The sequence below is a fragment of the Aeromonas sp. QDB23 genome (assembly GCF_027707745.1).
Lineage (GTDB): Bacteria > Pseudomonadota > Gammaproteobacteria > Enterobacterales > Aeromonadaceae > Aeromonas > Aeromonas allosaccharophila.
Genome location: NZ_JAPCJA010000083.1, coordinates 1 through 10,707, shown reverse-complemented (window position 1 = coordinate 10,707; position 10,707 = coordinate 1). Strand labels below are relative to the sequence as shown.

The 10,707-nt window shown below is 58.2% G+C and carries 8 protein-coding genes and 1 pseudogene; 4 read left to right on the top strand and 5 right to left on the bottom strand.

The window, feature by feature from the left end; genetic code table 11:
- The first annotated feature begins 369 nt into the window (after positions 1-369).
- Entirely contained in the window at positions 370-1,566 is a 1,197-nt protein-coding gene (locus tag PG888_RS21560; RefSeq protein ID WP_182938338.1) for an NnrS family protein, read from the top strand.
- Positions 1,567-1,582: 16 nt separating this feature from the next.
- On the opposite strand, the gene PG888_RS21555 is transcribed toward PG888_RS21560, so the two are convergent.
- A complete protein-coding gene (locus tag PG888_RS21555) occupies positions 1,583-2,152 on the bottom strand; it encodes a helix-turn-helix domain-containing protein (protein WP_234603961.1) in 570 nt (189 codons plus the stop codon).
- A 120-nt stretch (positions 2,153-2,272) separates the two neighbouring features.
- Here PG888_RS21555 and PG888_RS21550 point away from each other — a divergent pair, with 120 nt between their 5' ends.
- The gene (locus PG888_RS21550; protein ID WP_234603964.1) at positions 2,273-3,433 is read left to right on the top strand and encodes a benzoate/H(+) symporter BenE family transporter; all 1,161 of its coding nucleotides are present in this window, start codon (positions 2,273-2,275) and stop codon (positions 3,431-3,433) included.
- Between the two features lie 136 nt (positions 3,434-3,569).
- Positions 3,570-4,634, top strand: a complete 1,065-nt coding sequence (locus PG888_RS21545; RefSeq protein WP_234603965.1) for a DUF3103 family protein — start codon at positions 3,570-3,572, stop codon at positions 4,632-4,634.
- Positions 4,635-4,703: 69 nt separating this feature from the next.
- Here the strand turns inward: PG888_RS21545 and metF are convergent, their stop codons facing one another.
- Complete coding sequence (metF, locus tag PG888_RS21540; protein ID WP_234603967.1) at positions 4,704-5,594, bottom strand: methylenetetrahydrofolate reductase; 891 nt, start codon at positions 5,592-5,594, stop codon at positions 4,704-4,706.
- A gap of 329 nt (positions 5,595-5,923) precedes the next feature.
- On the opposite strand from metF, the gene PG888_RS21535 reads away from it, so the two are divergent.
- Positions 5,924-6,721: a GNAT family N-acetyltransferase gene (locus PG888_RS21535; protein ID WP_042658093.1), complete on the top strand. Its 798-nt coding sequence runs from the start codon at positions 5,924-5,926 to the stop codon at positions 6,719-6,721.
- A 76-nt stretch (positions 6,722-6,797) separates the two neighbouring features.
- On the opposite strand, the gene PG888_RS21530 is transcribed toward PG888_RS21535, so the two are convergent.
- From PG888_RS21530 to PG888_RS21520, 3 genes and pseudogenes are all read right to left on the bottom strand, one after another.
- Positions 6,798-8,255, bottom strand: coding sequence for an ABC transporter substrate-binding protein (locus tag PG888_RS21530; RefSeq protein ID WP_058054127.1), 1,458 nt, complete (start codon positions 8,253-8,255; stop codon positions 6,798-6,800).
- A gap of 8 nt (positions 8,256-8,263) precedes the next feature.
- On the bottom strand, positions 8,264-10,243 hold the full coding sequence (locus PG888_RS21525) for a HAMP domain-containing methyl-accepting chemotaxis protein (RefSeq protein WP_270694326.1): 1,980 nt from the start codon (positions 10,241-10,243) through the stop codon (positions 8,264-8,266).
- Positions 10,244-10,470: 227 nt separating this feature from the next.
- Positions 10,471-10,629 (bottom strand): annotated as a pseudogene (locus tag PG888_RS21520) (OmpW family outer membrane protein); the annotation flags it as partial.
- Positions 10,630-10,707 lie beyond the last annotated feature (78 nt).

Sequence of the window (10,707 nt, the reverse complement as noted above, 5' to 3'; positions counted from 1 at the left end):
AGTGCCCACACAGATTGCTTGATTCAAATTGTTAAAGAGCGTCACGCTTGTCGCGTTGAGGAGGCGCATATTACGCTTCTCACTTCGAAAGTCAAGCGATTGTTTTCGCTTTTCTTTCGGCGCCCACTTCGCAAGGAAGCTGGCTCATCAGTCCGGCGTGTTCCGCCGTGCTGGTAGGGGCGCATTATAGGGAGCGAGGCCGCGATGACAAGGCTTTTTTCAGCAAAAAAGCTCGTTCGCTCAGATATCAAACAACGCTTTCCTTTTTTGCTCAAAACACCATCAAACCTGGTTATTGCCGTATTTAAATTGAACATTTCAAAAGCCACTTTATAATTGCCATCTCAAATGTTTAATTGGAATACCCTCATGCATCAAATCCTCGATAGCCATAAGGAAGAGCAAATCGTTCCGCTGTTCCGCTTGGGGTTCCGACCCTTCTTCCTGTTCGGGGCTCTGTTTGCTGCCGTCGCCATGTTGCTCTGGCTGGGGCAGCTCAACGGTTGGCTAACCTTGCCAGGGATTGCCAACCCGATCTGGTGGCATGGTCATGAGATGCTGTTTGGTTTCGGGGCTGCCATCGTCGCGGGTTTCTTGCTCACCGCGGTGCAGAACTGGACGGCCCATCCCGGTGTTCGGAGCTGGCCATTGGCGCTGGTGGTGGGGTTGTGGATGTTGCCAAGGACATTGTTACCCTGGCTGGGTGAGGAGAATACGCTCCTGATGGCGGCAGACCTGCTCTGGTTGCCGCTTTGCGCCTGGTTCCTTGCCAAGCCGATCTTGATAACCCGGCAATGGCGCAACCTCTTCTTTGTGCCCCTGTTGCTGATACTGACATTGCTCAATGGCGCCAGCTGGTTATGGCATGCAGAGTGGAGCACCGTTGAGCATCTGCTGATCACGACCGTGCTGTTGTTTACCACCCTGATCGCCGTGATGGGTGGAAGGGTGATTCCGTTCTTCACCGCCCGAGCAACCGGTCAGGAGAAAGCTGCACCTCAGCTCTGGCTGGAACGGGCGGCGCTCGCAACACTGTGGCTTATCTTGCTGTGCTGGCTGCTGCTCCCCACCCAATGGGTCACCTGCATATATATAGTGCCTCTCTATATAGTGGTGGCGGGTTTGCATCTGTGGCGACAACTGCGTTGGCATCTGCCATCGACCATTGCGCATCCACTGCTGTGGTCACTCCATCTCGCCTATCTGTTTATCCCACTTGGCCTGCTCGCTCTTGCGGCACATAGCGCAGGTCTGCCCATCACGCTGTCGATGGCCAGCCACCTGCTCAGCGCAGGCTGCATGGGCACCATGATCCTGGGCATGATTGCGCGAGTATCTCTCGGTCATAGCGGTCGGGCCTTGCAGGTGGGGCGCAGGATCACTGGCGCATTTGCCCTGGTTATCGCTGCCGCCACAATGCGGGTGGTGATTCCGCTGTTCTGGCCTGCCTATACCCTGCACGGCTGGAACTTCAGCGCGCTTGCCTGGATCGCAGCCTATGGTCTGTTTGTCTGGGTCTATACCCCGATACTGGCCAGCCCCAGAGCTGATGGCCGACCGGGTTGATCTCTGCAGGGCATGTTCAGGGTGTGGCAACCGGATAGTGGATCAGGTTGTGGAAAATCGCCGGAGCAATACCCAGATTGCGATAACCGTGGGGGCGGTCGGCAGCAAAGCGCACCGCCTCCCCTTGCGCCAGTGAGTGCCACTCCCCTTCCACCAGCACCTCCATCATGCCGCTGATGACGATGACATGTTCGGTCACTCCCGGCTCATGGGGATCGGATTCACGCTGGTAACCCGGCAACAGGGTCAGCTCAAGCAATTCGAAGCCAAACCGGTTTTCATAAGGGAAGAGCGGCGCTACTTGCATGCCCTCTCCCGCTGGCTGCTGGCGAATGGCATCGGCGGTGCGATAGAGCACCTCTTCCTGCGCGGCTGGTGTGGGCTCGATGAAACTGGAAAATGAGACTCGAAAACCGGTGGCGATCTTCCATAGCGTTGCCACCGTCGGGCTGGACTCCCCCCGCTCAATCTGCCCCAGCATCGCCTTGCTGACACCCGTTTCGCGCGCAGCGGCATCCAGGCTCCAGCCGCGCTCGCTGCGCAGCCCCTTCAGTCGAGCAGCCAGATGCTGACTCATCTCTTGCATAACTGCCTCTTTATTACTCTTGCATGATGCGCCTTGTGCGCTATAGCGCACAACGATATAGTCAAAACCAGATTGTACGTAATAACGCACAGCGCGTCACAACGCCAAGAGGAAATCCCCATGCCCTTCGCCCTCCCCCATCTGGTCGCAGGCTTTATCGCCGTGATGGTCGGCTACACCAGCTCCGTCATCCTGATCATCCAGGCCGCCACGGCGGCGGGTGCTGATACAGCCCAAGTCGCCTCCTGGCTATGGACGCTGGGGATCGGTATGGGGGTGAGCTGCATCGGCCTCTCTCTCTATTACCGCATGCCCGTACTGACCGCCTGGTCCACCCCGGGCGCGGCCCTGCTGATCACTACTCTGGGCAACTTCACTCTAGCGGAAGCCATCGGCGCCTTTGTGATCTCGTCCCTGCTGATCACCCTATGTGGCATCAGCGGCTGGTTCGATCGTTTGATGAGGCATATCCCGGCTCCACTAGCCGCCGCCATGCTCGCTGGGGTGCTGCTCAGATTCGGGCTGGATCTGTTCAAGATCGCCCCGCAAGATCCCTTACTGCTTGGCACCCTGCTGCTGACCTTCCTGCTGGGGCGTCATCTCTGGCCCCGCTATACCATGGTGCTGGTACTGGGAATGGGGATGCTGATCTGCAGCGTGCGGGGAGAGTTGCAGCTGGCGACCCTGCACTGGCAGCTCGCCAGCCCGGTCTGGACATGGCCAACCTTCTCCCTTGATGCCCTGTTTGGCATCGCGCTGCCGCTGTTCATTGTCACCATGACATCGCAAAACATGCCGGGGATAGCCATCTTGCGAGCCCATGGCTATCAGCCTGCCACCTCCTCGCTGATCAGCTGGACCGGCCTGACCGGCCTGCTGCTGGCCCCTTTTGGCGGCTATGCCTTCAATCTGGCCGCCATCACCGCCGCCATCTGCATGGGCAAAGAGGTCGACCCGGATACCAAGCGCCGCTGGCCTGCTGCTGTCTGGGCGGGTTGCTTCTATCTTGTGACCGGCTGTTTTGGCGCAACCGTCGCCGCCCTGTTTAGCGCCTTCCCGGCAGCCCTTGTCACCTGCATCGCCGGATTGGCCCTGCTAGGCACCATCGGCAGCAGCCTGCACTCCGCCTTGCAACAAGATGAGGCGCGGGAAGCTGCGCTGCTTACCTTCATCATTACCGCGTCCGGGATCAGCCTGCTCGGCATCGCAGCACCCTGCTGGGGTCTGCTCATCGGACTTGCCTTGCACTGGCTTCATTTATATCGACAAGAAAATCAATGAGACATCAAACCGTGATGACCTGCGCAAGATCCGGAAAAATTAGTTCACAGATGAAACTAATTACCCTCTATTGGTGTCAGGGCACCACTCTTCCCGGACATGTTGCCCTGTCAGGTTCATGCAACGGAGAATAATAATGAAACATCAGGCTTTCATCATTTTGCTGGCGCTTCTGGGCGTCAGCACGGCACACGCAGCCGACACGGACAGAGAGCTGGCTCGCCAGCTCGCACTTCAGCAGAAAAACCTGCCGCCCCTGCTGAGCAATCAGCAATACCAGAGCCCGCTTCCCAACCTGCTGCAAAAAGCCAGCCCGCGCCTTAAACGGCAGGCGACCGATGCCAACCAGGCGGCCATCAGTCGACAAGGACTGGATGGCGAGGTCAAGCAACTGATGCAGTTGCGGCTGGCCAACACCGATCAGGCCGCCGCACTGCAACAGGGCGTCGAACCGCTGGTCGCCTATGTTCCGAGCGGGGATGAGAAGAGCTGGAGCGCGATCGAGGCGTTCGACAGCGCCGGCAATCCTGTCTATCTGGATGTGGACAAGGCACCGGCTCGGCCGGTTCTGGTGGTCGAAGCCGATCCCGTCAAAGCCAAGAACGCAGGCTTGAGGGTGATGCGCAAGGCGCTGGCCTATGCGGATCTGCAAAGCGCACCGCGAGCGGCGGCCAGCACGGCGCCGCTCAAGACCAGTGTCCTGAAAAAGATCAGACTGAAGGATGATCAGGAGCCCTGGCTGCTCGGTGCGGCCGAAGTGTATGCGGTGGTCGCAGGGGTCAATCCCAGTCGGGATGAGCCAGTGGTCGATATTGTCGACATGCCCTACCTCGACTATGACAACACCGATTACACCCCCAACCAGATCCTGGTTTACTGGGATCGCTATCGCTGGGGTGCCGTCGACGTGGTGATGATGGAGCAGGATGACAACGTCAACTACAAGGAGCTGAGCACCCTGCTGATTGAAGCCCTCAAGCTCGGCTTTACTGCGGGTGGGGTGCCGGAAGCGCTGCCCTTCCTCGATCTTGGTGGTCGCATCGTCAAGGCGCTGCCCGACTCCTGGATGACCAACAACGACGACTATCTGGATACCTTCTACACCTTGGAGCAGGATCAGGTCTATCACCAGTATCCGGGGGCGGCCGGTAATGCGGTTATCGATCTCGAACCGAAAGAGATCCCGGTGACCCGGCCTTAAACAACGGCCATAACGAAAAAGCCAATGAGCAACTCATTGGCTTTTTGCTTTTATCGCGGTGAGCACAGGTCAGCCCTTGGGACGAACCCCCAGGGTATGACAGATGGCATAGGTCAGCTCGGAGCGGTTCAAGGTGTAGAAGTGGAAATCTTTCACCCCCTCCTGACTCAGCACGCGCACCTGATCGATGGCGATGCTCGCCCCCACCAGATTGCGGGTCATCTGATCGTTATCCAGCCCCTCGAAACGCTGATGCATCCAGCGCGGGATCTTCACGTTGGTGAAACCGGCAAACTTGGCCAGCGTCTGGTAGTTGGAGACCGGCAGGATCCCCGGCACGATTTCGGCATCGATACCGATGGCGGCACAGCGATCCCGAAAGCGCAAGTAAGTCTCCACATCGAAGAAGAACTGGGTGATGGCGCGGTTGGCACCGGCATCGATCTTGCGCTTGAGATTAAGCAGATCGGATTGCGCACTCTTGGCCTCCGGGTGGCCTTCCGGATAGGCGGCAACCGAGATATCGAAGTCAGCCTCTGACTTGAGCAGGGCAACCAGATCGGTGGCATACATATCCGGCTTGTCCAACCCCTGCGGCAAGTCACCGCGCAGAGCCACGATATGACGAATACCGCTGTTCCAGTAATCGCGGGCAATGGCGCGCAGCTCGTCGCGGCTGGCATCGATACAGGTCAGGTGCGGCGCCGCAATCAGGCCAGTTCGCTCCTTGATGTCCTTGATCACCTTATGGGTGCGATCACGTGTGCCCGAGTTGGCGCCATAAGTGACGGAGACGAACTTGGGTTCCAGCACTTTGAGCCGTTCGATGGACTGCCAGAGAGTATTCTCCATCCCTTCACTGTTGGGCGGAAAAAACTCGAAACTGACCGATATATCGCCATTCAAATCTGCCAAGCTCTGGTTGAGCGCCTCAACCTGACGTGCACTGTGAAATCCCATCTGCTCTTCTCCCTGTCCTGCAATCCATCTGTCTACGTCAAAACGGATGTTTGGACGTCTAAACGTCTTTATATTTATGAGTAAAACGATACAAAGTCAACAGGGATTTACCTCACATCCGATCTGACGAACGTCATATTTACAAAATTAACGGTACGTAACCGAAAAGTGCCCATCCCAAAATCGCCCCAGTCGAGTTATGATGGGGCCAGATCGTCCTGGACGTTCTGAATCTGCGTGTGATTGTTTGGCCGGAGGATTCTCCGGCCCCTTTTCATCTATTTCCCCCTCCTGCCGATAACAGAATGAGTCTTTGCAGGAGCACCATCATGGATACCCACCCCGGCTTTGCCACCGACTTGCTGTTTGATCGCTACCAAGGCGAGGTAACCCAGCATGAGCAGTTCTGGGCGGTTCGCACACCGGATGCTCCCGACTACTACTTTGGCAACTACCTGCTGCTCACCACCCCGCCCAGCGACCGTGACAAAGGCTGGCTGGAAGCCGCCTTTGATCAGCTGATTGGTCACGACCACAGAGTCCGCCATCGCACCTTCCAGTGGCCACTGGCAGCAGGGCAAAACAGCCGGATCGCCGGTTTTGTCGCAACGGGATACCAGTATATGGAGTGCGTGGTGCTGGCGCTGGATAAGCAGAGCTGGCAGCCTCATGGTGATATCAATGGTCCCCAGGTTCGCGCCTTCACCACTGCGGATTGGCAAGAGTGGCTCGACTTCGAACTGCATGAGCGGGATGAGGGGCACACGGCAGAGAGTTATCTTCCCTATCTGCAATCCCGCCGGGCACTCTATCAGGCCATGATTGCCGATGGGCTCGGGGAGTGGTGGGGGATCTGGCAAGAGGGGCAACTAGTCGCCAGTTGTGGTCTCTTCTTCTGCGGCCCGCTGGGCCGTTTCCAGTTGGTACGCACTCACCAGGCGTGGCGCAATAAGGGTTTATGCCGCCAGCTGCTGAGTCAAGTAGCTCGCGCAGGATTGTCCCGCGCCAAACAGCTGATTATCGTGGCCGACGAACACTACCATGCCCAGCGCATTTACCGCTCTCTGGGGTTCGCGCCGGTTGCCCGCATCGGCAGCCTCTGTCGCTGGCCGCACGACACACCATAAAGCGATTCGCTCTGGCCGCGAGCCATCAATAAAAACGGGAGGCTGATGCCTCCCGCTTGTTAGTTATGCTGATGAGTTATTGCTGCGGTGCTTCCAGCTCGTTGGAGAGCGCCTGCTCCACATCAGCCGCAGGAGCGGGGACTGGCGCCGTCGCTGCTGATGCAGGTTCTACGGGGGTCACCGCTGGTGCCACCACGGCTGGCGTGTCACTGGTCGCGGGTGCAGCGGACACAGCGGCCGGTGCTGAAACCGGCGCAGGCGTGACGGCATCACACTGACAATCCGCGCTCTTGGCCTTGTTGCCCTGATGAGGGGCATACCAGCCCTTCAAGCCACCTTCCAGTCGATCCGCAGCCGCCTTGGGCTCCATCTTGCCAAGCAGCACCGCCTGACTCACTTCGGCCAGTTCATCCCCCAACTTGGGCGTACCACGAGAGAGGATCTGGGTCGCCACCCGAATGGTCGAGTCACACTGATCGCGCCACTCCATCATCTCTTTTGCCGCCGGATTGGTGACATCGAAGAAGTGGTTGGAGAGGGAGAAGAATCCCGGCAGTGAGTTGGTATAGAGCTCGGCAAATTGCGGCGTCGTCAGCCACTGCAGGAAGGCCATTGCCCCCTCTTTGTTCTTGCTGGCCGGATTCATCCCCATACCGATATCGGTGTGGTCGGTAAAGAAGCAGCCATCCCCCTGTTTGGCCACCGGCGGACGCATAACGCCAAAATCGACCTTACCGGTGAAGGGGGCGATCTCCCAGGAGCCCGCCACGTAGAAGGCGGCCTTGCCCGAGGTGAACAGCTCGTTGCTGGTCGCATAATCGCGGCTCTCGCCCCCCTCACCGAGGTAGGAGCGCCAGCGGGCCAGCTCATCGAACACCTTCACATATTGCGGGTTGTCCAACCGCTCCTGCCCACCGATCAGCGCCAGACGGCCGTCCTCCCCCTTCCAGTAGTTGGGGCCAATATTCTGGAAGCCCAGCTCGGAGGCAACCCAGCTCTCGGAACCGCTCATGGCCAGCGGCACATAGCGACCATCGGCCTTGATCTTGTCCAGCACGGCAAAGAACTGATCGCGGGTTTGCGGCAATGTCAGCCCCAACTCACTGAAGATCTTCTTGTTATAGAAGAAGCCATGGATCACCGAGGCCATCGGTACGCAGAAGGTCTGGGCACCGGAATCGGTCTGCCAGGGTGACTGGGCAAAACTCGGGAAGTTCTCCATCCCCGCCATCTCGGTCAGCTCGGCCAGATGGCCCGCCTTGAACAGGGCGAGCGAATCATCAAACGGACGGCAGGTGATCAGATCCCCCGCCTTGCCCCCTTTCAGACTCTCCCACAGGGTGGGCATGTAGTTGACGTTCTGCACCGGGTGAAAACTCACCTTGATGCCGGGATGTGCCGCTTCAAACGCCGGGATAATCTTCTGCTCCCACAGCGCCTTGTCATCGGTTCGCCAGCTCTCGATCACCAGCTCGCTGGCCATCAACTGGCCACACAACAGGAGACTCAGGGCTCCAATCCACTTTTTAGACATAAGCCCTCCTAGACCTTGAAATGTGCGATCAATTGCTGCTGTTTGGCGACCAGGTCGGCCAGCACTTCGCTGCTTCTGGCGGATTCGCGCGCCTCCCGCTCTGTCTCGTATGCCACATCGGCAATACCGGCGATATGACGAGCGACCCCCTGACTGACGGAGATCTGCTCCTGCGCGGCATGGGCCACCTGATCCGCCATCGACTTGATGGCCCCCATCCGATCGGCAATGGATTGCAGCGCCACATCCATCTCGCGGGTCTGCTCGACACAGCTCTGGGTCTGCTCCTGGCTGCGCCCCATCACTTCAACCACATGCTTGCTGGAGCTTTGCAGGTTCTCAATCATCCCCTGGATCTCTTCGGTCGAGGTCTGGGTGCGATTGGCCAATGCCCGCACCTCATCGGCCACCACCGCAAAACCGCGACCGGCATCGCCAGCACGAGCCGCTTCGATGGCGGCGTTCAGAGCCAACAGGTTGGTCTGCTCGGCAATACTGCGGATCACATCGAGAATGCTGCCAATGTTGTTACTGAATTCCCCAAGCTTGTAGGTGATCCCGACCGCCTCTTCCATGGCACCGGCCAACTGCTCGGTAAGCCGGCGAGTGGTAGCTACTTTCTGGCGACCACTGCGCGCCTCTTCATCGGCCAGATCCACCTCCCGCTTGGTGCCATCGGTAGAGCGGGCCACCTCGGTGGCGCTCACTTCCAGCTCGGTAATGGCGGCGGCCACCTGATCGGTCTGGCTCTTCTGCTCCTGCACCCGGGACATGGCCCGTTCGCTGATCTCGGCGGCGCGGCTCGCCTCATCCACCAGATGACGTGAGCCCGCATTGATTTGGGAGAGCAGCTCGCCGGTCTTGCCTGCCAGGGTGTCAATGGAGCGGGAGAGCGTGCCAAATTCGCAACTGCTGCGGTAGTTAATGCGGCGGGTCATGTCACCGGCCGCCATGTAATCGAGCTCCTTGTTGATCATCTGCAACGGACGCTGAATACTGCGCGCAGTGGTATAGCCGATCACCAGCGCCGCAGCAGCCGACATCGCGGCAACCACCAGGATCCAGAAACTGGCGCTGCTGACCGCCGCATCTGCATTGATCCGGCTATCGCTGGCAATGGCACCGGCAGACTTGCCCATCTCATCGAGCAAATTGAGGCTGTTGACCAGACTGGCATCCAGCTGCTGATTCTGAGTGGCCAGCGACAACTCCAGTTGCTGAGCCTGACGCATGGTTGCCAGCAAGCCCTGAGCGCCAAGCGCCAACTCCTGCATCCGGTCGAGATTGGAGACAAAGCGCGCTTTCACATCATCGGGCACCGTCACTCGATCCAGACGCTTGCGCGCCATCTCGATGTCCTTGCTCAACACCTTTTCCAGCTCGTTCAAATCGGTTTTGGCATCGGCACGGCGGATATTCTTCAGATCGCGGGCGATACCTGAGGTAATGAGTTCCGCCTTGTTGCGCATGGAGCGCTTGCTGGCGGTCTGTTGCAACAGCAGATCCGCCGCCCACTGGTAGGTATCCTCAAGCCGGATAAATTCCATCTCCAGCTTGTGGCGCTGATCCAGTGCACTGACCCACTGCCGATGCTGGGCCAACACCTGATCCGCCAAGCCATAAAATTGGGAGGTAGCACTCTCGACCTGCTGGAAGCGGGCGCGGGCATCCGCCACGTCGGTAAATTTACCCATCTCCTGACTCAGCTGAGCGAAGCGGTTCTGCTGCTCCTTGAACTGATTGGCCAGCTGCGGCAACTGGGCGGCATCTTCACTGGTGCGGTAGACCAGCACCCAGCGGTTGCTATCCTGCAGCGCCCCCTTGAGACCTGCGACAGCCACCACCAGCGGGGTTGCCCGGTCAGATACGGCGGAGAGGCCGTCATTTATACCCTTGATTTTAAAGGTACTGATCACGCCAAGCAGGATCAGCAACAGCAGCATCAACACAAATCCGGCGATGATCCGCTGCACGATAGATAAACCCATGGAGACATCCTCACTCATTGGGGGAAGGTAAAGTGAACATAGTCACTATCGGCAGGGGTAGCGAATAACTGAAATAAAGCGGCAGGTATTTAATTGATTTGTATCGGGTTGGATCACAGTCCGGACCAGATCCGTCAAATAAAAAAAGCCCGGCACGAGCCGGGCTGAAAGAGACGTACTTTGCTATATTCCGCGATCCTTCCAGGGCCGCGGTCAGAATCAGCTCATTAGAAGCGGTAGCCCGCACCAATCATAAAGACCATCGGGTCGATATGCGTTTTGAAGGTACCAACACCATCAACTTTCACATCGGTATCGATATCCATGATCCAGGCTGAACCGTTTACAAACCAGCGGTCTGTAACCGCCATATCGATACCGACCTGACGTAACCGTTCACCGGGAGGATGTTGACAACAACTCTTCCGGGAGCGGGTAGTCTGTTTTCTCTATGCAGGCACTGA

What these genes read in the sequence shown, in the direction of transcription:
- PG888_RS21550 (WP_234603964.1), top strand. Translation starts at nt 2,273, where the DNA reads ATGCCCTTCGCCCTCCCCCATCTGGTCGCAGGCTTTATCGCCGTGATG.
- metF (WP_234603967.1), bottom strand. Translation starts at nt 5,594, where the DNA reads ATGGGATTTCACAGTGCACGTCAGGTTGAGGCGCTCAACCAGAGCTTG.
- PG888_RS21535 (WP_042658093.1), top strand. Translation starts at nt 5,924, where the DNA reads ATGGATACCCACCCCGGCTTTGCCACCGACTTGCTGTTTGATCGCTAC.
- PG888_RS21555 (WP_234603961.1), bottom strand. Translation starts at nt 2,152, where the DNA reads ATGCAAGAGATGAGTCAGCATCTGGCTGCTCGACTGAAGGGGCTGCGC.
- PG888_RS21560 (WP_182938338.1), top strand. Translation starts at nt 370, where the DNA reads ATGCATCAAATCCTCGATAGCCATAAGGAAGAGCAAATCGTTCCGCTG.
- PG888_RS21545 (WP_234603965.1), top strand. Translation starts at nt 3,570, where the DNA reads ATGAAACATCAGGCTTTCATCATTTTGCTGGCGCTTCTGGGCGTCAGC.
- PG888_RS21525 (WP_270694326.1), bottom strand. Translation starts at nt 10,243, where the DNA reads ATGGGTTTATCTATCGTGCAGCGGATCATCGCCGGATTTGTGTTGATG.
- PG888_RS21530 (WP_058054127.1), bottom strand. Translation starts at nt 8,255, where the DNA reads ATGTCTAAAAAGTGGATTGGAGCCCTGAGTCTCCTGTTGTGTGGCCAG.